Here is a 21,965-nt window from a genome sequence, read left to right on the forward strand (position 1 = left end):
GCATTAGCCATGATGAATAGCGCGAATGCGAAATCAGTTTTTCTAATAACGATTCAGGAAGATTCCGTCATGCGTGAAAGAAAGTCGGCCCGGTTGCTGGTGATCAGCCCCGGTCAGGAAGTGCTGCTGTTCAGGTTCGTCCATACCGACGACGCCCTGGCCGGCAAGGAGCACTGGGCCACGCCCGGCGGTGGCCTGGAGCAGGACGAGAGCTTCCGGCAGGCGGCGATTCGCGAGTTGTTCGAAGAAACCGGTATCGAAGTCATTGATGTTGGCGAACCGGTGGGTGATCGGCGCTTCGTCATGCGCCTGCCCAGTGGCGAGGACGTGATTTCCGTGGAGCAGTATTTTGTCGTGCGGGCGTCTTCGCAGCAGTTGTCCCGTGCGGGCTGGACCGAGCATGAGACACGGGTGATGGCGGAGCATCATTGGTGGTCGGAGGAAGAGTTGCGCACGACTCAGGCGACGGTTTATCCGGAAAGATTGCTGGAGATGATGGCGCTGGCGCAGGAACGTGGCGGCTGAGCGGCCAGCCTCAGGCAATCACCGCCGCCCTCAACGTCTTGATCAACAGCCCATAAAGACTGTCCACCGGCTTCGACCCCTGCGAATTGCGGCTGCGGTACACCGCCACTTCCATCGGTTCCAGCGGTCCGAGGTTGTGCTCCGCGCCGAGGATTTCCAGGTGCTCCGGCGCGCTGCAGCGGGTCAGCACGGCGACCGCCAGGCCGCTTTCCACCGCGGCAATCTGCCCGGCGAGGTTGGAGCTGTTGTAGACCACCCGGTAATCACGGCCCTGCAACGCCAGGGAGTGAATGGCGCAGCGCCGCGCCAGGTTGGTGCTCTCGTAGGTGGCGATGGGCAACGGATCGCGGCGCCAGACGTCGAATTGCGGCGAGCCGACCCACACCAACGGTTCATGAAACAACAAAGTGCCGCGGCGGGGGTGATCGCGGGAGATCAGCGCGAGGTCGAGCTCACCGCTCTCCACCCTGGGAATCAGCGCGGTGGACTGTTCGCAGTCCAGCTCGATGTCCACCGCGCCATAGCGCAGGGCGAAGCGTTTGAGCACCGGGGTCAGGTACCTGGCCGCGTAGTCGTCGGGGACGCCGAGGCGGATCCGGCCGGTCAGTTCGTCGCCGCTGAAAGCGTTTTGGGCATCGCTGTGCAGGTCGAGGATGCGCCGGGCATAGCCCAGCAGCACCTGGCCGTCGGGCGTCAGTTGCTGCTGGCGCGAATCGCGCACCAGCAGTTGTCGGCCCACTGCGGCTTCGAGTTTTTTCAATTGCATGCTCACCGCCGACTGCGAGCGGTGCACTTCGGGCGCGGCATTGGACAGCGAACCGGTATCCACCACCGCGACGAAGCATTTGAGCCAGTCGATCTGCAGGTCCTGCATGGGAGGCCGCCTCTCGTATTCGATTAACAAATAGCTGCGGCGAATAATATGCGCTTTTCGCGAACGTGTGTCTGGGGGATAGTGGCCGGCGTCCGTACAGGCTTGAACGTAGCGTTCCATCCAAGAGATCGCCAGAGGAGGTAGTTGTGTTGTCGGTTGCCAAGGGCTCCACGGAGCTGGGGTTGAATGAAGTCTGGGGCGGGTTTAAACAACTGCTGCCCATTTCCATGTTCGTCGTCGTGTTCGGTCTGGCCTTTGGCCTGGCTGCGGCGCAGACAGGGCTGGATGGTGTTTCGATCATGTGGATGAGCACCCTGGTGTTTGCCGGCGCGTCGCAATTCGCCGCGCTGGATTTGTGGGGCGATAAGGTGCCGCTGGTGCCGTTGATCGTCACCGTGTTCGCCATCAACGCCCGCCACCTGCTGATGGGCGCCACGCTGTACCCGTGGCTGCGCGAACTGCCGCGCGCGCGGCGCTACGGGGTGATGCTGGTGGTGTCGGACGCCAACTGGGCGATGTCGATGCAGGCGCTGTCCGCCGGCAAACCGGGACTGGGCATTCTGCTGGGCGGCGGGCTCGCGCTGTGGAGCACCTGGATTCTCGGCACCTGGCTGGGCCTGTATTTCGGCAATCTGGTGAGCGACCCGGTGAGCTGGGGCCTGGACATGGTCATGGGCTGCTTCCTGCTGGCGATGGTGGTGGGCGGGCAGAAGAACCTGCGCATGCTGCTGATCTGGGCCATCGCTGCCGGTTCTGCGCTGTTGGCCTACTGGTATCTGCCGGAAAACAGTCATGTGGTGGTCGGTGCGCTGGCCGGCGGGATCGTCGGGGCGCTGTGGATGGAGAAGAAAAATGAACATTGAAACCAGCGGCGACGGGCCGCTGTTGATCATTCTGGTCATGGCGCTGGTGACCCTGGCGACACGCTGGGGCGGAGTGTTCGTGATGTCCTTTGTGCCCATCAGCCACCGCGTGCAGCAGTTTATCGGCGCGATGTCCGGCTCGGTGCTGGTGGCGGTGCTGACGCCTCTAGCGGTGAGTGGCGACAACGGCGCGCGGGTGGCGCTGGCGAGCACGGCCCTGGTGATGCTGCTGGTTAAGAAGCCGCTGCCGGCGATTGCTGCCGGGGTTGTTGCGGCGGCACTGTTTCGTCAGTTGGCGGGCTGAAAAAGGGTTCTTCGCGGTATTTCGGGGCGGAAGGGGCCGGCAGCCTCGCCACATCCAATGGAAAAGCTCGCAAAGCCTAGCCCCCAAACCCAAGTCAAAGCCCCGCATCGATACTGGCGACTGGATATCTAGCCAAGCCTGATTATGCTTCAAGCGTGCGTGCAAAAAAGCGAGGCCGCCGCCTGTTCCAAAGGCCCGGCGCAGTCCGTGATCCGAAGTCATCAGCCTCTCTTGGCCAGAGTGCGTGCGAATGGATCGCGGAAAGCTCCGGCCTACCAGAACAAGACGGAGAACATCATGGCGGCAGTCGACAGTACGACCCCTGGCAGCGAACCCAGGCGCGGTATAACCAAAGAGGAACGCAAGGTGATCTTCGCCTCGTCCCTCGGTACGGTGTTCGAGTGGTACGACTTTTATCTCTATGGCTCCCTCGCGGCGATCATCGCCAAGCATTTCTTCGCCGGCGTCAATGAAACCACTGCCTTCATCTTCGCCCTGATGGCGTTCGCCGCCGGCTTTGCCGTGCGACCGTTCGGCGCGATCTTCTTCGGCCGCCTGGGCGACATGATCGGGCGCAAACACACCTTCCTCATCACCATCGTCATCATGGGCGTCTCCACCGCAGTGGTGGGGCTGTTGCCCAGCTATTCCACCATCGGCGTGGCGGCGCCGATCATTCTGATCACCCTGCGCCTGTTGCAGGGCCTGGCGCTGGGTGGCGAGTATGGTGGGGCGGCGACCTACGTGGCGGAGCACGCGCCACCCGGCAAGCGCGGTTTCTTCACGTCGTGGATCCAGACCACCGCGACCCTCGGCCTGTTTCTCTCGCTGCTGGTGATCCTTGCCTGTCGCACCATCCTCGGTACCGAGGCTTTCGAGGACTGGGGCTGGCGGATTCCGTTCCTGTTGTCGATTCTGCTGCTGATCGTCTCGGTGTACATCCGCATGCAGCTTCACGAGTCGCCGGTGTTCAACAAGATGAAGGCTGAAGGCAAGGCGTCCAAGGCGCCGCTGACCGAATCCTTCGCCCGTTGGGACAACCTGAAGGTAGTGATCATGTCGCTGCTCGGCGGTACGGCAGGGCAGGCAGTGGTCTGGTACACCGGGCAGTTCTATGCGCTGTTCTTCCTGCTGCAGATGCTCAAGATCGACCCGCAGACGGCCAACCTGCTGATCGCCGGCTCGCTGCTGATCGGCACGCCGTTCTTCATTCTGTTCGGCAGTCTGTCGGACCGCATCGGCCGCAAGAAAATCATCATGGCCGGCTGCATCCTCGCGGCGCTGACCTACTTCCCGATCTTCAAGGGCCTGACCGAGTTCGGTAACCCCGACATCTACCGCGCTCAGGCGCAGAACCCGGTGACGGTGATCGCCGATCCCGCGCAGTGCTCGTTCCAGTTCGACCCGGTGGGCAAGGCGCGTTTCACCAGTTCCTGCGACCTGGCCAAGACCGTGCTGGCGAAAAAAGCTATCCCCTACGTGAACGAGAAAGCCGCGGCGGGTACGGTGGCGCAGATCCGTATTGGCGACAAGGTGATCTCCAGCTTCGAAGGCACCGGCATGCCGGCGACGGACTTCAAGACCACCAACGACGCCTTCACTGCCACCCTCGGCACCGCGCTGAAAGACGCCGGCTACCCGGAAAAAGCCGACCCGGCCAAGACCAACTACCCGATGGTGCTGTTGCTGCTGACCATCCTGGTGCTGTACGTGACCATGGTCTACGGACCGATTGCCGCCTGGCTGGTGGAGCTGTTCCCGGCGCGGATCCGCTACACCTCGATGTCACTGCCGTACCACATCGGCAACGGCTGGTTCGGCGGGTTCCTGCCGACCGTGGCTTTCGCCATGGTCGCGGCGACCGGTGATATCTACTACGGGCTGTGGTACCCGATCGTCATCGCGGTGATGACGGCGATCCTCGGCACGTTCTTCCTGCCGGAAACCAAGGATCGCGAGATTCTTTGAACTGACGTTTTCGGGCCTTATCGCGCAGAACTGCTGCGATAAGGCCCGCAAGCTTCACACGCCTTTGGTCGACGGCAACAGAATCGTCAGGATCCCCAGCAACGGCAGGTACGAGCACAAGGTGTACACCTCATTGATGCCGTGGATATCCGCCAGATACCCCAGCAGCGCCGCGCCGATCCCGCCAAAGCCGAACATCAGGCCGAAGAAAATTCCCGCAATCATCCCCACATTGCCCGGCACCAGTTCCTGCGCATACACCACGATGGCCGAGAACGCCGAAGCCATGATGAAGCCGATTACTACGCTCAGCACGCTGGTCCAGAACAGGTCCACGTAGGGCAGCGCCAGGGTGAACGGCGCGGCGCCGAGGATCGAGAACCAGATCACCGCCTTGCGGCCGATGCGGTCACCGATCGGCCCGCCGAAGAAGGTGCCCGCCGCGACTGCGCCGAGGAACAGGAACAGATAGAGCTGCGAGCTGGCCACCGACAGGTCGAATTTCTCGATCAGGTAGAAGGTGAAGTAGCTGGTGAAGCTGGTCATGTAGAAGTATTTGGAGAACACCAGCAGCGCCAGCACCACCAGGGCGAAGGTCACCCGGTTTTTCGACAGGCCGTGGGTGGCCTGGCTGCCGGCCTTGAGCTTGAACAGCGTCAGGTGCTCGCGGTACCAGCGGCTCAGGCCGTAGAGCACGCCGATGGCGAACAGCGCGAACAGGCCGAACCAGGCGGTGTGGCCCTGGCCATACGGAATGATGATCGCTGCCGCCAGCAACGGGCCGAAGGCGCTGCCGGCATTACCGCCGACCTGGAAGGTCGACTGCGCCAGGCCGTAGCGGCCACCCGAAGCCAGCCGGGCGATGCGCGAAGCTTCCGGGTGGAAGGTCGACGAGCCGATGCCGACCAGCGCCGAGGCGAGCAGGATCGACTCGAAACTGCCGACGAAGGCCAGCAACAGGATGCCGATCAGCGTGCAGATCGAACCGGTCGGCAGCAGCCAGGGCTTGGGATGGCGGTCGGTGTGGTAGCCGACCCAGGGTTGCAGTAGCGAGGCGGTGAGCTGGAAGGTCAGGGTGATCAGGCCGATCTGGGTGAAGCTCAGGCCGTAGTTGGCCTTGAGGATCGGGTAGATCGACGGCAGCACCGCCTGGATCAGGTCGTTGATCAGGTGGGCGAGGGCGCAGGCGCCGATCACGCGCATGACCAGGGGGCTGGCCTGGCTCGCGACCGACGCGGTGGAAAAGGATGACGCGGTGGTACTGGTGGACATGCTGGACCTTCCGGGGCAAGGCGCGGCGCATTCGCTGCCGGCACTGCGGCCGGCGAAGAAATGCGCTCACGGGGGTTCAGGATCGAGTGGAGCGAGGGCTATGCTAGGCGCCGGGCGAATGCCTGTCTCACGCGATTCGGGAGACGACTGTCGAGAAAAGGGCAAGATGATCAGACCACTGGATGAATTTCTCCGCGCCATCGACCAGGCCGACTGGATGGTCAGCAGCAGCGCCACCGATTACCCGGAGAACTGGCAGATCCCGCCGCACGCCCACGAAAAGCACCAACTGATCTACGCCATCGAAGGCGTTATGGTGGTGCGCTCGGCGCACAGCCAGTGGACCGTGCCGCCGAGCCGGGGTATCTGGATGCCCAGGGGCGAGGTGCATTCGATTCGCTGCGTCGGCGCGGTGAAGATGCGCAGCGTGTTCGTCCAGCCCGGCGAGCACCTCGACCTGCCTGCCGAGACCTGCGCGGTGAGCGTTTCGACCTTGCTCAGTGAGCTGATCAAGGTTTCGGTGGGCATGCGTCATCCCCATGCAGCGAACTCCCGCGAGGCCCGGGTGATGCGCCTGATCCTTGATGAGCTGGAAATCCTCCCGACCTTGCCGCTGAACCTGCCGCAACCCAGCGATCCGCGGTTGTGTACCGTGTGCGCGGCGCTGCAGCGCAAGCCCGGTGACAGCTCCACCCTGGCCGACTGGAGCGCGCACCTGGGCCTTGATGAAAAAACCATCCAGCGCCTGTTTCGCAAGGAAACCGGCATGACCTTCGGCCAGTGGCGGCAGCAAGCGCGGTTGCTGCTGGCGCTGGAGCGGATTGCGGTGGGTGAGAAGATCATCGATGTGGCGGGGGAGTTGGGTTACGACAGCCCGAGTGCGTTTACGGCGATGTTCAGGAAGCATTTCGGGCGGACGCCGAGTCAGTTTTTTCGTTAGGGGGGATGTGTTTGGCGACGGACCGAGTAGCGGCGGCGGGGTGTTAGTCGACGATTTTTCAGCGCTCTCGAGATCGAGCGCCGCCCGCGCGGCGCTTCGCGAGCAAGCTCGCTCCCACATTTGCTGCAACGCGCCATGGCCTGTGGGATAGGCGTTGCCAGCCTTGGTGCATGGCTGGAGCGTTTTAGGCGGCGGGGGCGCCAACCTTTAAATCGAGTCGAGCCAACAAGGCAGTCAACCATGGCCTGACAGACATAGGCTCGTTGCAACAAATGTGGGAGCGAGCTTGCTCGCGAAGCGCCGCGCGGGCGGCGCTCGATCTCGAGGGCGCTGAAAAACCCTCGGCTAGCACATGACCGCCATCACATGACCGAAAGACAGCCACACACCCACGCCCAAAACGACCGAGCCCTGATCTCCAAAACCTACCAATCCAACCACCCAACCTCCCACCAAAATCCCCAAGCAGAGCCCCGCAAGCCGTCTATGCTTGGCCTTTCACCGGAGGCTCTTCATTGGGCGGGTCGCCTACGGTAGGCGGAACGGTCGGCTTGACCGGCACGCCTTCGGGCTCCTGCACCGGATCCGGTGGTGGCAGGTTCGGGTCGTCGATATTCGGATCGGGCGTTTCTGCCGGAATAGGGATATTCATTGGCCTTACCTCTAAAGGACGTTGATTGCGGCGTTCAAGGCTTCGACCTCACGCTCCCGGCATCGCTCACTTTTTATTGAACCCCCGCGCCAGCCATTGCTCTGAACCATTACCGCCAGCCGTAACGGAGCGATGTTCGATGACCCGCAATGAGCCTTTCGAAACCGAGCGAATGGCCGGTGGCGACAGCCCCGCCGACGAACCCCTGAGCCTGTCCCAGGCCTTGTTGCTGCCGCGTGTGGTGATCGAGAACACCAGTCCCGTGCTCGACGCCGGGCTGTTTCCGGTCAAGACCGAGGTGGGCAAGACGGTGACGGTGAACAGCTCGGTGTTCGCCGATGGCCATGACGTGCTCGCGGTCACCCTCAACTGGCGTCAGGCCCGCAGCCGGCGCTGGCACAGCATTCCGATGGCGGCGCTGGGCAATGACCGCTGGCAGGCGGCATTCAGCATCAACGAGGTGGGCCGGCACCTGTTCCTGATCGAGGCGTGGATCGATGGCTATGCCACCTTTTGTCACGATCTGGAGAAGAAATTCAGCGCCGGCGTGGACATCGCCCTGGAACTGAAGGAAGGCCGCCTGCACCTGGAGCACGGCGCCGAACGCAGCGCCGGCCCGCTGCGCGAGCAATTGCTGACGATCGCCAAGCGCCTGCGCAAAGGGCTCCCGGCGCAGGCCCAGGTGGAACTGCTGATGGCCGCCCCGACCCGGGTGCTGATGGCCCAGGCCGAACCGCGCAGTTACCTCAGCCGCAGCCCGGAATTCCCCCTGGAAGTGGAGCGCGAGCGGGCGGTGTTCGCCAGTTGGTACGAGCTGTTCCCGCGCTCGATCACCGACGATCCGCAGCGCCACGGTACCTTCAATGACGTGCACGAACGCCTGCCGATGATCCGCGACATGGGCTTCGACGTGCTGTACTTCCCGCCCATCCATCCCATCGGCAAACAGTTTCGCAAGGGCCGCAACAATGCATTGCAGGCCGGGGCGGACGACCCCGGCAGCCCCTATGCCATCGGCAGCGCCGACGGCGGCCATGACGCCATCCATCCGCAACTGGGCAGCCGCGAAGACTTCCGCCGGCTGGTGGCCGCCGCCGCCGAGCATGGCCTGGAAATCGCCCTCGACTTCGCCATCCAGTGCTCCCAGGACCACCCCTGGCTCAAGGAGCATCCCGGCTGGTTCTCCTGGCGCCCGGACGGCAGCATTCGTTACGCGGAAAACCCGCCGAAGAAGTACCAGGACATCGTCAACGTCGATTTCTATGCGCCCGACGCCATTCCCTCGCTGTGGCTGGCGCTGCGCGATGTGGTGCTGGGCTGGGTGGAAGAGGGCGTGAAGCAGTTTCGCGTCGATAACCCGCACACCAAGCCGCTGCCGTTCTGGCAATGGCTGATCGCCGATATTCGCGGCCGTCACCCGGAGGTGATTTTCCTCGCCGAGGCCTTCACCAAGCCGGGGATGATGGCGCGGCTGGGCAAGGTCGGTTTCAGCCAGAGCTACACCTATTTCACCTGGCGCAACACCAAGGCCGAGATCGAGGAGTATTTCCAGACCCTCGACCAGCCGCCGTGGTCGCTGTGCTACCGGCCCAACTTCTTCGTCAACACCCCGGATATCAACCCGTTCTTCCTGCACCACAGCGGGCGCGCCGGCTTCCTCATCCGCGCCGCCCTGGCGACCATGGGTTCGGGGGTGTGGGGCATGTATTCGGGCTTTGAACTGTGCGAAGCGACACCGATCCCCGGCAAGGAGGAGTACCAGGACTCGGAGAAATACGAGATCCGTCCGCGCGACTTCACCCAGCCCGGCAACATCATTGCCGAGATCGCCCAGCTCAACCGCATCCGCCGCCAGCAACCGGCGCTGCAAAGTCACCTGGGCGTGCGCTTCTACAACGCCTGGAACGACAACATCGTCTATTTCGGCAAGCCCGATCCCGATGGCGAGGGCTTCATTCTGGTGGCGGTCAGCCTCGATCCGCACAACGCCCAGGAAGCCCACTTCGAATTGCCGCTATGGGAACTGGGGCTGGATGACAACGCCACCACCCGCGGCGAAGACCTGATGACCGGCCACCGCTGGAACTGGCACGGCAAGACCCAGTGGATGCGTATCGAGCCCTGGCACCTGCCGTTCGGTATCTGGCGTCTGGACAAAGCGAACTAGAAAGGGAACCGACCATGGCGAGAAAAAACCGTCCCGCGGCCTTCATTGATGATCCCCTCTGGTACAAGGACGCGATCATCTACCAGATCCACATCAAATCCTTTTTTGACTCCAACAACGACGGTATCGGCGATTTTCCCGGCCTGTTGGCCAAGCTGGACTACATCGCTGACCTGGGGGTGAACACCCTCTGGCTGCTGCCGTTCTACCCCTCGCCGCGGCGCGATGACGGTTACGACATCGCGGCCTACAAGGCGGTGCACAGCGACTACGGCACCCTGGCCGACGTGCGCCGCTTCATCGCCGAGGCGCACAAACGCAACTTGCGGGTGATCACCGAGCTGGTCATCAACCACACCTCCGATCAGCACCCGTGGTTCCAGCGCGCCCGGCATGCCAAGCGCGGCTCCAAGGCGCGGGATTTCTATGTGTGGTCCGACAGCGACCAGAAATACGACGGCACGCGGATCATCTTCCTCGACACGGAAAAGTCCAACTGGACCTGGGACCCGGTCGCCGGCCAATACTTCTGGCACCGCTTCTACTCGCACCAGCCGGACCTGAACTTCGACAACCCGCAGGTGATGAAGGCGGTGATCGACGTCATGCGCTTCTGGCTCGACCTCGGTGTCGACGGCCTGCGCCTGGACGCCATCCCGTACCTGATCGAGCGTGACGGCACCAACAACGAGAACCTGCCGGAAACCCATCAGGTCCTTAAGCAGATCCGCGCCGAAATCGACGCCAACTACCCCGACCGCATGCTCCTCGCCGAGGCCAACCAGTGGCCGGAAGACACCCAGTTGTATTTCGGCGAAGGCAAGGGCGATGAATGCCACATGGCCTTCCACTTCCCGCTGATGCCGCGCATGTACATGGCGCTGGCCCAGGAAGACCGCTTCCCGATCACCGACATCCTGCGCCAGACCCCGGAAATCCCGGAGAACTGCCAGTGGGCGATTTTCCTGCGCAACCATGATGAGCTGACCCTGGAAATGGTCACCGACCGCGAGCGCGATTACCTGTGGAACTACTACGCCGAGGACCGCCGGGCGCGAATCAACCTCGGCATCCGCCGGCGCCTGGCGCCGCTGATGCAGCGCGACCGCCGCCGCGTCGAACTGCTGACCAGCCTGCTGCTGTCGATGCCCGGCACGCCGACCTTGTACTACGGCGACGAAATCGGCATGGGCGACAACATCTACCTCGGCGACCGCGATGGCGTGCGCACGCCGATGCAGTGGTCGCTGGACCGCAACGGCGGGTTCTCCCGTGCCGATCCGGCGCGGCTGGTATTGCCGCCGATCATGGACCCGCAGTACGGCTACCAGACCATCAACGTCGAATCGCAGATCGAAGACCCGCACTCGCTGCTGAACTGGAACCGTCGCCTGCTGGCGGTGCGCAAGCAGCAGAAGGCCTTCGGTCGCGGCACTTTGAAAATGCTCGCGCCGAACAACCGCCGCATCCTCGCCTACCTGCGTGAATTCACCGGGCCCGATGGTGTCAGCGAAACCGTGCTGTGCGTGGCCAACGTGTCCCGCGCCGCCCAGGCGGTGGAGCTGGACCTGGCACCGTGGGTCGACCGGGTGCCGGTGGAAATGCTCGGCGGCTGTGCCTTCCCGCCGATCGGCCACTTGCCGTTCATGCTGACCCTGGCGCCTTACGGCTTCTACTGGTTCCTGCTGGCGCCGAAGGACAGCATGCCCAGTTGGCACGTGGAAGCCGCGCAACCGCTGCCGGAGTTCACCACCCTGGTGCTGAAGCAACGCATGGAGGAACTGCTCGACGCCCCGGCCCGCGGCACTTTGGAACAGAACATCCTGCCGCAGTACCTGCCCAAACGGCGCTGGTTCGCCGGCAAGGACGCGGCCATCGAGCAGGTGCATATCGCCTACGGCGTGCGTTTTGGCTCGCCCACCAGCCCGGTCCTGCTCAGCGAGATCGAGGTGGACCGCGGTGGTCAGCGGCGTCGTTACTTCCTGCCGTTCGGCCTGATCGGCGAAGAGCAGATTCACACCGCATTGCCGCAACAACTGGCGCTGGCGCGGGTGCGCCGTGGCCGTCAGGTCGGCTTCATCACCGATGGCTTCAGCCTGGAGACCTTCGTTCGCGGCCTGCTCGACGGTTTCGCCCAGCACACCCGGCTGGCGGGCAGCGACGGCGAGCTGCAATTCGAATCCACCCCGCAACTGGCGGAACTGAACCTGGGTGCCGACGCCGAGGTGCGCTACCTGTCCGCCGAGCAGTCCAACAGCTCGGTGGTGGTTGGCGGCAAGCTGGTGCTCAAGCTGATTCGCCGGGTCAACGGCGGGATCCACCCGGAACTGGAAATGGGCGCTTACCTGACCGCCGCCGGCTTCGCCAATATCTCGCCGTTGTTGGGCTGGTTGAGCCGTGTCGATGCGTCCGGCGAACCGCACCTGCTGGCGATTGCCCAGGGTTACCTGAGCAACCAGGGCGATGCCTGGGACTGGACCCAGAACAACCTCGAACGCGCCGTGCGCGATGAAATGGATGCCCCGCAACTGGGCGGTGAAGGCCACGCCGACGCGCTGGAAGACCTCACCGGCTTCGCCGCGTTGCTCGGCCAGCGCCTGGGCGAAATGCACCAGGCGCTGGCGCTGCCAAGCGACGATCCGGCGTTCCAGACCCGCATCAGCGATGCTCAGGACAGCCAGCGCTGGGGCGAGCAGATCGCCGAGCAACTGCGCACCGCGCTCGACCTGCTGGTGCAGCACCGCGATCAGCTCGATGGCGATAGCCAGGCGCTGGTCGCCGACCTCGAACAGCAGCGCGAAGGCCTGCTGCGCGAAGTCGGCGAACTGGCCAGGCAGGCCGAAGGCGGCCTGGTGATGCGCGTGCACGGTGACCTGCACCTGGGCCAGGTGCTGGTGGTGCAGGGCGATGCCTACCTGATCGATTTCGAGGGCGAGCCGGCGCGGCCGCTGGACGAGCGTCGGGCCCGGCACAGCCCGTACAAGGACGTCAGCGGCGTGCTGCGTTCCTTCGACTATGCTGCTGCGATGGCGCGGCGCGGCGCGGCGGGAGCCGGTGCGCTGCCCGACAATTTGCAGGCGCGACAACGCGTCACCCGCCGCTACCTGCATCAGTCACGCCACGCCTTTGTCCAGGCCTACGGCCTGGCCACCGCCAGTCTTCCCCATGCCTGGGCGCGAGACGGCGGCGAGCAGGCGGCGCTGGAACTGTTCAGCCTGGAGAAGGCTGCCTACGAAATTGCCTATGAAGCCGAAAACCGCCCGAGCTGGTTGGCCGTGCCCTTGCATGGTCTGCACGGGCTTGTCAGTACCTGGGGAGAGCAGTAGATGAGCGTGCACAAGCGGGAACAGGGCGGGCTGAGCCGTACCGATGTCGATGACCTGGTGAATGCCCGGCACAGCGACCCATTTTCGGTGCTCGGTGCGCACGGCGATGGTGCGGGAGGCACCTGGTTGCGCGCCTATTTGCCCGATGCGCTGAGCGTGCATGCGCTGAGCCGCGGCAATGGCGCGGAACTCGCCGAGCTGGAGAAGGGAAGCGTGCCAGGACTGTTCATCGCACACTTCACCCAGCCACCGGGCGATTACCTCTGGCGCATCCGCTGGGCCGGGGGCGAGCAGGTCACCGAAGACCCTTACAACTTTGGTCCACAACTGGGCGACATGGACCTTTACCTGTTCAGCGAGGGCAACCACCGCGACCTCGCCAACCGCCTCGGCGCGCAGCCGATCGAGGCCAATGGCGTGCACGGCGTGCGGTTCTCGGTGTGGGCGCCGAATGCCCGGCGCGTCTCGGTGGTGGGCGCCTTCAACAACTGGGATGGCCGTCGTCATCCGATGCGCCTGCGCCATGCCAGCGGGGTCTGGGAGTTGTTCATTCCGCGCCTGGGCGCTGGTGAAACCTACAAATACGAAGTGCTCGGCCAGGACGGCGTGCTGCCGCTCAAGGCCGACCCGCTGGCCCGGGCCACCGAATTGCCGCCCAGCACCGCCTCGAAAGTGGCCGGTCCGTTGGGGCACGAATGGCGCGACCAGCAATGGCTGCAGGAGCGAGAAGCGCGCCAGCGCAGCAACGCGCCGTTGTCGATCTACGAGTTGCATGCCGGCTCCTGGCAGTGCGAGCTCGGCGAGGTCAGCCGGTTCTTAAATTGGCGTGAGCTGGCTGAGCGCCTGGTGCCTTACATCCAGGAAATGGGCTTCACCCATATCGAACTGATGCCGATCATGGAGCACCCGTTTGGCGGCTCGTGGGGCTATCAGCCACTGTCGATGTTTGCACCCACGGCGCGTTACGGCTCGGCGGAGGATTTCGCCGCATTCATCGATGCCTGCCACCAGGCCAGCATCGGCGTGATCCTCGACTGGGTGCCGGCGCATTTCCCCACCGATAGCCACGGCCTGAGCCGCTTCGACGGCACCGCGCTGTACGAATACGAAAACCCGCTGGAAGGCTTCCACCAGGACTGGGACACCCTGATCTACAACCTCGGCCGCACCGAAGTGCATGGCTTCATGCTCGCTTCGGCGCTGCACTGGCTGCGGGAATTCCATATCGACGGGCTGCGGGTCGATGCGGTGGCCTCGATGCTCTACCGCGATTATTCGCGCAAGGCCGGCGAATGGGTGCCGAACCGCCACGGCGGCCGCGAGAACCTCGAAGCCATCGACTTCCTGCGCCACCTCAACGAGGTGGTGGCGGTCGAAGTGCCGGGTGCGCTGGTCATCGCCGAGGAATCCACTGCGTGGCCCGGCGTCAGCCAGCCGGTGCAGCAGGGCGGGCTGGGCTTTTCCTACAAATGGAACATGGGCTGGATGCACGACACGCTGCACTACATCCAGAACGACCCGATCCATCGCCAGCACCACCACAACGAAATGAGCTTCGGCCTGATCTATGCCTATTCCGAGCATTTCATCCTGCCGATTTCCCACGACGAAGTGGTGCACGGCAAGCACTCGCTGATCGACAAGATGCCCGGCGACCGCTGGCAGAAATTCGCCAACCTGCGCGCCTACCTGGCGTTCATGTGGTGCCATCCGGGCAAGAAGCTGTTGTTCATGGGGTGCGAGTTTGGCCAGTGGCGCGAGTGGAACCACGACAGCGAACTGGACTGGTACCTGTTGCAGTACAGCGAGCACCTTGGGGTGCAGCGCCTGGTCGGTGACCTCAACCGCCTGTACCGCGAAGAGCCGGCCCTGCACCAGCAGGATTGCGTACCCCAGGGTTTCCAGTGGCTGATTGGTGATGACGCGCACAACAGCGTCTATGCGTGGCTGCGCTGGAGTGCCAGTGGCGAGCCGCTGCTGGTGGTCGCCAACTTCACCCCGATTCCTCGCGAGGGCTACCGGATTGGCGTGCCGTTCGGCGAGCGTTGGGATGAGGTGTTCAACAGCGATTCGCAGCGCTATGCCGGTTCCAACTACGGCAATGAAGGGGCGGTGGTCGGGCAGGCGTTGCCGAGTCATGGCCAGCCGATTTCGCTGGCGTTGAACCTGCCGCCGTTGGCGGTGCTGATTTTGCGGCCGGCTTGACCGCGTTGCGGGACCGCTCTTGCGGTCCCGCTTTCTTTCTAGGCAGGGTTTTGGCCAAACACCGCCCGCAAATGCCCGCGATAGGCATCGAACGCATTGATCGCACCCTTCACCGCATGAGCCTCTTCCTCGCTACTCAGCTCCAGCGCATCCACCAGCGCCACGAACTGCCGCCAGTGTGGCGCGCGGCCGTCCGGGTGGGCGGCCAGGTGGCGGGCGCCTTGCTCTCCGTCCAGGCCCAGGCGCTGGGTTTCTTTGAACAGAAACGCTGCACCCAGGTTCGAGCCTTCACTGCAATACAACCAGCCCAGGGCTTCAGCGGGGTGCGCCAGTTCCACCAACGCCGGCGCGGCGGGCGTTTCCAGACCGAGGTCACGCAGGTCCGATTCCACCGCCGCGAACCGCGACAGCAGTTCCAGGCCGGGCAGTTGCGCGTTCAGGTCGCTGTCGCGGTACAGCCCCAGCAGGCTGCCGTGAAAACGGTGTTGCAGGTGCAGGAATAGCGCGTAACGCTCGCGGCTGGCGAACGGTTGCGCGGCCATGACCAGTGCGTCAACGCTGTCGTGGTCGCTACTGCTGGCGGCTTTCAGGCGCTTGCAACGGCTGGGGGATGGGGCGGAAACGGCGGGAGCATTCATCGGGCATTCCATCGAAGGTGACTGTGCCGGGAATGATGCGCAGCGGGGTGGGAGGGGGACAATCGTGGCTCTATTAAGATCGCTTAAGGTCGGATGGTTGGGTCCGCCTCGCGAGCAAGCTCGCTCCTACAATGGATCTCGGCTCAGGCCCCTGTAGGAGCGAGCTTGCTCGCGAGGCGGTCATAACACCCTCAACTGAAAACTCAGAACGCCGACTCCCGAATCACCACCGCCACCAGATTATTCACCCCCCGCCACAACAAACTCTGCCGCTCTCCCTCCAGCACCACCGTGCCCCGCAGAACCATGGCGTTCTCCGGTGCATCACCGCTCACCCGCAACGTCGCCCGGTACAGCGCTTGTTCGGGCTTGGGCGGTTCGTTGCCGTCGAGGCTGGCGGCGATGCTGCCCTGGTAGGGCGAGGCGAGTTCTGGCGCCGAGCCGAGGCGGCGGCTGGCGGTCTGCGCCAGGTGTTCGAGTTGCACCGGCCGCGCGGCGCGGCTGAAGGTCTCGGGGTAGAACCAGCCGCGGCTGTCCGGTGGCAGGCGGTGCAGGTCGTGTTCTTCGACAAACGCCTCGACCTGTTGGCCAGTTCCCCCCACCAGCGTGCCCAACCATTGCCCCGCCGGCAGCCATTCGCCGACCGCCAACGGTTCGGCCACTTCGCGGACTTCCCCTGCAAACGCCGCACGCACGGTGAGTTCCTGCCATTGCTGGCGCAGCACCTGCTGGCGCTGTTGCGCGGCAGTCAGTTCCTGGCGCACCACGCCCAATCCTGCAGCGCTTTCACGATCAAGCAACTGGAAGCTGGTCTGCCATTGCAGGATCAGGATGCGCCGTTCGACGCTGTCCAGTTCATGCCGCAGGTCCGGCGCATCAAGCGTGAACAGCGGCTGCCCGGCCAGCACCCGGTCGCCGGGTTGCACCAGCACCTGCGCCAGCCGTCCGGCCACCGGTGTGTACAGGCTGCTCTGCTGCGCGGCCTTGAGCAGCGCCGGGGCTTCGACGCTGCTGCGCCACGGCAGGCACAGCAGCACCAGCGCCAGCAGGCAGGCGGACAGGCTGATCACACTGTTGCGGTTCATGCGGTAGTCCTTGCGGCGGGCGTACCACTGGCGGGCTTCGTTGACCAATGGCATCAGGATGAAATAGCCGATCTCCACCGCGAACAGCAGCAGGCCGAGCAGCTTGAAGGCGAAGTGGTAGACCAGCAGGGCGATGCCCAGAAACAGGAAGAACCGGTAGATCCAGGTGCCGATGGAGTAGCCGATCAGCAGGCGGCGCAAGCCTGCGGGAAACGGCTCCGGCGCGGCATCACCGAAGCCGAACAGCATTTCGCGCAGGCGCCAGCGGGTCAGGGCGAAGGCCCGTTGTTGCAGGTTGGGCACGCCGAGCAAGTCGGACAACAGGAAGTAGCCGTCGAAGCGCATGAACGGGCTGAGGTTGACCGCCAGGGTGAGAATCCAGGTGGTGCTGGCCAGGGTGAACACGGCGCTGCGCAGCATGCCGTCCTGCAGGAAACTCCACAGCAGCGTGGCCCAGCAGGCCAGGGCCAGTTCCGCGGCCATGCCGGCGGCGCCGATGGCCAGGCGCTGACGACGACGGGCCAGGCGCCAGGCGCCGGAGGTGTCGGTGTAGAGCACCGGCCACATCACCAGCAGCGCCACGCCCATGGTTGCCACCCGCGCACCGTAGCGCTTGCAGGTGTAGGCGTGGCCCAGTTCGTGGAGCACCTTGGCGAGGATCAGGGTCAGCCCGGCCAATGCCGCGCCCTGGAAGGTGAAGAAGTGCAGGAAGGTGTGGGTGAAGGTGTCCCACTGGCGCAGCACCAAAGCCAGGCCGAGCAGGCCGGCGGCGACGGTCAGCAACAGGAAGGTGCGACTGAAGAATGGCGCAACCCAGGGCAGCGTGCGTTGCAGAAAGGCGTCCGGGCGCAGCAGCGGTACGCGCACGAACAGGTAGTTTTTCAGCAGCCAGCGCGCCCAGCCGGTCTTGCGGCTGTGCAGGGCTTCGAGCAGGCGCCCGCGGTCTTCGTCGTCGCGGCATTGCAGCAAATGGTTGTGGCGCAGGAAGGCGCGCAGGCGTTCGACGTCTTGCGTGTCCAGTTGCAGGGTGGTGCTGGCGCTGACCTGCTCGGCGATGCGTTGCGCGCAGCCCAGGCTCCAGCGCTTGAGGATCTCCAGTTCAGCCCAGCCAAGGCGGAAGAACTGCCCGCTGGCCGGGTCTTCCAGGGTCCAGCCGGGCGCGCCGCTGGCGTCACGCGGGCCGGGGTGCAGGCGCAGTTCTTCGCGCAGTTCGCCGAGGGTGGCGCTGGCGGCGGTCACAGGGCGAACCAGATGCGCAGGGTCGCCAGCGGGCGGCGCAACAGGTAGGTGAACAGCGTGGTGCGTTCGCCGTAGACCTTGGCCGTGCCTTTGAGGCCGATGCGGATGCGCGGGTCGGCCTCGCTGAACGCGGCTTTCAGCCGATAGGCCATGCCGCCTTCGGCGGTGGCCGTGGCGCGGTAGCCGAGGCGCTTGAGGCTGCCTTGCAGCGGCGCCGCTGGATCGGTGTTGAGGAACAGCAGCACCTCGGCGCCGCTCTGCAGTTCAATGGCGTCATTGACCGGCAATTGGATCTCCAGTTGGGTGTGTACCGGGTCGGCCACCTGCATGATCTGTTCGCCGAGGGACACCGGTCGACCCTGCCATTGCGCCGGGTCGTCGAACAGCGCGACGCCGTCGTGCGGGGCGAGGATCCGTGTGCGCTCCAGGCTTTGTTCGAGAAAGCGCACTTCGGCCATGGCCTGTTCGCGACGGCCTTGCAGCACCGCCAACCCGGCCTTGCTACGGGCGTCGCTTAGGGCCTGTTGCTGGGCCTGGCGGAACTCGCCTTCGGCGATTGCCATGGCCTGGCGCGAGGCTTCCAGTCGGCTTTGCAGTTCACGGGCATCGAGCTGGATCAGTGGTTGGCCGGCTTTCACGCTCTGGTTCGGTTCCACCAGCAGGCGTTCCACCACACCTTGCAGCGGCGCGCGCAGCACGCTGGGTTGCAGGGCGACGATTTCTGCCGGGGCGAGGGCGGCCTGGCGGATCGGCAGCAGCAGGATCACCAGCAATGCGCCGGCACCGCCCAGCCACCAGCGACGATCACGGCGCAGGCGTTGCAGCGGACGCTGGCGCGCCGGTTGCAGGCTGGCCCAGGCGTGACCGAAGGCGTCCTGCATCAGCGGCAGCAGGCTGGCGTCGTTGCCGTCCAGCGGCTGGTCGCGGGCCAGCAGCAGCGTGCCGAGCAATTGCCCATGACGGTCGGCCAGCGGCAGCCAGACCAGCCATGACGGCAGGTATTCGGCCCATTGCGCCTGATCGGCAGCGTCCAGTTGGCTGGCATTGAACTGCGCCAGTTTCGGTCCCGGGTGTTGCTGTTGCCAGGCGCGGCAATGGCTGGCGAGCCAGTGATTGAACGGCGCGTCGGCTTCCACCGTGGCCAGCCCGGACAGGCTCAGCAGCCGTTGCTCTCGCGCATCCCAGAGCATCGCCTGGCGATAGGGCAGCAGGCGTCGACTGTCGTTGACCATGACGAAGCCCAGCGCCGCCATGTCCTCGGCGGCGCGGACCTGGCGTTCGAGCTGGACCAGACCGGCCAGCGCAGGCGTCGGCAGGGCGGCGCTCATGTTCGCGGCGCCGCGGGCGGATCGATGCGCGCCGTGCCGCTCATGCCCGGCAGCAGTTGGCCGGGTTGAGCGTCAAGGCGGCCGAAGACTTTGAGGGTCTGGCTCAGCGGATCGATCACCGAGCCCAGCCGTTCGACCTTGGCCGGGTAATCACTGCCGGTTTCTTCCAGGTGCACATCGAAGCGGTAGCCCGGTTTGAGCCAGGCCATCCAGCGCGACGGCACGATCAGTTCCACCTCGAAGGCGCTGTCGTCATACAGCGCCAGCAGTTCCTTGCCCTCGGCGACGTATTCGCCCGGCTGTACCTTGCGCTCGGCGACCCGACCGGAGAACGGCGCGGCGATGCTGCAATGCTGCACCATCACCTGGTTCACGCCGTTCTGCGCCCGCGCCATGTTCAGTTCGGCCTGGGCCTGGCTGAGGTCGGAGACGCTGATGGACTGCAACTGATCGAGTTTCTTCGCCACCCCGAGCTTCTTGTTCGCCGCTTCCTGGGCGGCGCCGGAGTGTCCCAGGCGCGCCCGGTGAATGGCGCAGTCGAAGGCTACGAGGCGGTCGCCCTTGCGGAAACTGTCGCCTTCCTTGACCTTCAGTTCGGTGATCTTGCCCGCCAGTTCGCTGGAGATCACCGTGCGCTGGCTGGCACTGAGCTGGACCCGCAGGTCCGGCTGGTTGATCGCGTTGGCCGGTGGCGCCTGCAACGGTGCAGGCTCCTCGGCCAGGGCCGTGGCGCTGCCGAGCAGCAGCGCCAGCAGCCAGGTTTCAGCGGCGGGCCGGCGCATGGCTGACCTCGACCACTTCGGTGCCCTGCAGCGAACCGACGCTGCTCCACAGGTCCATGTTCACCGGTTGCAGTCGTTTCGGGGTGACGTAGTCGGTGCTGCTCACCGCGTAGCGCACCATCAGCGGTGCCTGGATCGAGCCTTGGGCCAGGGCCGCGCTTTTCTGGCCGATGGCGCGGGCCAGTTCGGCGACGCTGTCGCCCGCCAGACGCTCCGGCAGCGGGTCGAGGCCGGCAGCCTGGTAGATCGCGCCGTAGGCGGTCTGCAACTGGGCGAAGCTGCGGTCGCGGCTGCGCAGGGCGAGGACTGTTTCGGTGCTGGTGCGCACTTGTTCGAGCACGGTCTGGGCGTCGCTGCGCACGGCGTTTTCGGTTTGCAGCAGGATGCCGTTCTGGATCCGTTGCAGCTCGTTGGAGCGCTCGAACAGTTGCGTCGCCTGATGGTATTGCTGCCAGGCCACGTTGACCTGGGTCAGCACCGCCATGCGCATCGCCTGGCGGCGCATTTCGCCCAGCGCTTCGCGGGCTTCGCCGGTGCGGCTGATCGCCGGGTAGGCGAGCACGTTGAACAGGTTCCAGCTCACTTGCACGCCCGCATCGGCCCAGTGGTTGTTGGCGGTGTAGCTGTTGCTGTCGTAGTTGCCGCCGACGAACAGCGAGGCCCCCGGCAGCAGGCGCAGCAGCGCGGCGCGGGTTTCCAGCACGGCGTTGCGCGCCTGGTAGCTTTCTTCGCGGACTTCCGGGCGGCGGACCATGGCCATGGCTTCCAGGTCGTCGAGGCGGTAGGCCAGGTTCGGTGCCTGAAGCTGTTGATCGCTCGGTACCACGACGTCGAAGCGGGTTGCCGGCGGCAGGTTCATCAAGCCGGCCAGGCGCGCCTTGGCGGTGGCCAGTTCGCCGTCGACGGTTTCCAGTTGGCGGACCATCTCCAGCAGGCCTTTCTGGTAGCGCAGGGCGTCCACCGGGGCGAGCAGGCGCTGGCGCTCGGTCTGCCGGGCCTGTTCCAGTGCCTGGCGGGCGTCGGTGAGGGCGCGCTGCACTTGCGGTTGCAGGCGCTGGGCGGTGGCGGCTTCCCAGTAGGCGCTGCGCACTTGCTGGATGATGTCGGCGATCACCCGGCGGCGGCGCTCCTCGGCGGCCAGCACCTTGTTGGCCTGGGCCTTGGCGCCGAAGTAGCCGATGCCGAAGTCGAGCACGTTCCAGGACATCTGCAGGTCGGCGCTGCGCACTGAGCGGTCCTGGCTGGTGGACGGCTCCAGCGACTGGTTGCCGGTGCGGATCGACTCGCTGGAAGAAGCCAGGGTGTTGTCGCGGCCACGCCAGCCGGCGCGGGCGGCCAGCTTGGGCAACATGTCGAAGCTGCTCTGGTCCAGCAGGTTGTCTTCCAGGGCACGCTCCATCAGGCCCAGCCGCTGTTGCAGGTTGTACTTGACCGCGCGGGCCATGGCCTGATCCAGGTCGATGGCCTGGGTCACCGGCTCCTGGTTGTCGAACATCTGGCTGCGGTCGGCGCTGGCCTGGGCGAGTTGCTGGTCGAGGGTCAGCGGCTCGGGGGTGATGGCACATGCACTCAGGCCCATGGCCATGAAGCCGACGGCGAGGTTCAGCGGTAGCCGTTTCGGCGAGCCGGGCAGTTGCTTCTTGATCACGTTATTTCCCTTGAACGAATGGTAAGCGGCGAACCAGCGGCGGGCGGTCGGCTTGGCGCTGGCGAGGATAAGAATCATTCCCAATATTGGGCAATTGCGGGTTCATTAAGATTGCTTAAGGTGGGGCGGGAGCGGGGGCCGCGCGGCGG

Annotated in this window: 16 protein-coding genes; 8 read left to right on the forward strand and 8 right to left on the reverse strand. The window is 64.9% G+C overall.

The window, feature by feature from the left end; genetic code table 11:
* Positions 1-69: 69 nt before the first annotated feature.
* Positions 70-525 carry an NUDIX hydrolase gene (locus HWV67_RS02050; RefSeq protein ID WP_175649696.1) on the forward strand — a complete coding sequence of 152 codons (456 nt, stop codon included), beginning with the start codon at positions 70-72 and terminating at the stop codon, positions 523-525.
* 10 nt (positions 526-535) lie between these two features.
* Here HWV67_RS02050 and HWV67_RS02055 read toward each other — a convergent pair whose 3' ends face one another.
* Positions 536-1,399: a LysR family transcriptional regulator gene (locus HWV67_RS02055; RefSeq protein WP_175649697.1), complete on the reverse strand. Its 864-nt coding sequence runs from the start codon at positions 1,397-1,399 to the stop codon at positions 536-538.
* 146 nt (positions 1,400-1,545) lie between these two features.
* On the opposite strand from HWV67_RS02055, the gene HWV67_RS02060 reads away from it, so the two are divergent.
* The 3 genes from HWV67_RS02060 (at position 1,546) to HWV67_RS02070 (ending at position 4,534) form a co-directional block, all read left to right on the forward strand.
* Positions 1,546-2,262: an AzlC family ABC transporter permease gene (locus HWV67_RS02060; protein ID WP_256679992.1), complete on the forward strand. Its 717-nt coding sequence runs from the start codon at positions 1,546-1,548 to the stop codon at positions 2,260-2,262.
* Positions 2,252-2,566 carry an AzlD family protein gene (locus HWV67_RS02065; protein WP_175649698.1) on the forward strand — a complete coding sequence of 105 codons (315 nt, stop codon included), beginning with the start codon at positions 2,252-2,254 and terminating at the stop codon, positions 2,564-2,566. Before HWV67_RS02060 ends, HWV67_RS02065 begins: the two co-directional genes overlap by 11 nt.
* 297 nt (positions 2,567-2,863) lie before the next feature.
* Complete coding sequence (locus tag HWV67_RS02070) at positions 2,864-4,534, forward strand: MFS transporter (RefSeq protein ID WP_175649699.1); 1,671 nt, start codon at positions 2,864-2,866, stop codon at positions 4,532-4,534.
* A 54-nt stretch (positions 4,535-4,588) separates the two neighbouring features.
* Here HWV67_RS02070 and HWV67_RS02075 read toward each other — a convergent pair whose 3' ends face one another.
* A complete protein-coding gene (locus tag HWV67_RS02075) occupies positions 4,589-5,806 on the reverse strand; it encodes an MFS transporter (protein ID WP_175649700.1) in 1,218 nt (405 codons plus the stop codon).
* 118 nt (positions 5,807-5,924) lie between these two features.
* Between HWV67_RS02075 and HWV67_RS02080 the strand changes: the two genes are divergently transcribed.
* Positions 5,925-6,746 (forward strand): AraC family transcriptional regulator, encoded by an 822-nt coding sequence (locus HWV67_RS02080; protein WP_175649701.1) that lies wholly within the window; start codon positions 5,925-5,927, stop codon positions 6,744-6,746.
* A 484-nt stretch (positions 6,747-7,230) separates the two neighbouring features.
* On the opposite strand, the gene HWV67_RS02085 is transcribed toward HWV67_RS02080, so the two are convergent.
* Positions 7,231-7,398: a hypothetical protein gene (locus tag HWV67_RS02085; RefSeq protein WP_175649702.1), complete on the reverse strand. Its 168-nt coding sequence runs from the start codon at positions 7,396-7,398 to the stop codon at positions 7,231-7,233.
* A 139-nt stretch (positions 7,399-7,537) separates the two neighbouring features.
* Between HWV67_RS02085 and HWV67_RS02090 the strand changes: the two genes are divergently transcribed.
* Genes HWV67_RS02090 through glgB form a run of 3 tightly spaced genes read left to right on the forward strand, consistent with a single transcriptional unit; the run spans position 7,538 to position 15,096 of the window.
* Positions 7,538-9,565 (forward strand): alpha-1,4-glucan--maltose-1-phosphate maltosyltransferase, encoded by a 2,028-nt coding sequence (locus HWV67_RS02090; RefSeq protein WP_175649703.1) that lies wholly within the window; start codon positions 7,538-7,540, stop codon positions 9,563-9,565.
* 14 nt (positions 9,566-9,579) lie between these two features.
* Positions 9,580-12,891 (forward strand): maltose alpha-D-glucosyltransferase, encoded by a 3,312-nt coding sequence (gene treS, locus HWV67_RS02095; protein WP_175649704.1) that lies wholly within the window; start codon positions 9,580-9,582, stop codon positions 12,889-12,891.
* Positions 12,892-15,096, forward strand: a complete 2,205-nt coding sequence (gene glgB, locus HWV67_RS02100) for a 1,4-alpha-glucan branching protein GlgB (protein ID WP_175649705.1) — start codon at positions 12,892-12,894, stop codon at positions 15,094-15,096.
* Positions 15,097-15,134: 38 nt separating this feature from the next.
* Here glgB and HWV67_RS02105 read toward each other — a convergent pair whose 3' ends face one another.
* The 5 genes from HWV67_RS02105 to HWV67_RS02125 all read right to left on the reverse strand — a co-directional run bounded on the left by HWV67_RS02105 (position 15,135) and on the right by HWV67_RS02125 (position 21,894).
* A complete protein-coding gene (locus HWV67_RS02105; RefSeq protein ID WP_175649706.1) occupies positions 15,135-15,734 on the reverse strand; it encodes a biliverdin-producing heme oxygenase in 600 nt (199 codons plus the stop codon).
* Positions 15,735-15,937: 203 nt separating this feature from the next.
* Entirely contained in the window at positions 15,938-18,058 is a 2,121-nt protein-coding gene (locus HWV67_RS02110) for an HlyD family efflux transporter periplasmic adaptor subunit (RefSeq protein WP_175649707.1), read from the reverse strand.
* Entirely contained in the window at positions 18,055-19,386 is a 1,332-nt protein-coding gene (locus HWV67_RS02115) for an efflux RND transporter periplasmic adaptor subunit (RefSeq protein ID WP_175649708.1), read from the reverse strand. Before HWV67_RS02115 ends, HWV67_RS02110 begins: the two co-directional genes overlap by 4 nt.
* Positions 19,383-20,168: an efflux RND transporter periplasmic adaptor subunit gene (locus HWV67_RS02120; RefSeq protein WP_175649709.1), complete on the reverse strand. Its 786-nt coding sequence runs from the start codon at positions 20,166-20,168 to the stop codon at positions 19,383-19,385. Before HWV67_RS02120 ends, HWV67_RS02115 begins: the two co-directional genes overlap by 4 nt.
* On the reverse strand, positions 20,149-21,894 hold the full coding sequence (locus HWV67_RS02125; protein WP_218585580.1) for a TolC family protein: 1,746 nt from the start codon (positions 21,892-21,894) through the stop codon (positions 20,149-20,151). The genes HWV67_RS02120 and HWV67_RS02125 overlap by 20 nt, the downstream gene beginning before the upstream one ends.
* Positions 21,895-21,965 lie beyond the last annotated feature (71 nt).

This window comes from Pseudomonas sp. Marseille-P9899 (genome assembly GCF_903166565.1).
In the GTDB taxonomy this organism is placed as follows: Bacteria; Pseudomonadota; Gammaproteobacteria; order Pseudomonadales; family Pseudomonadaceae; genus Aquipseudomonas; species Aquipseudomonas huaxiensis.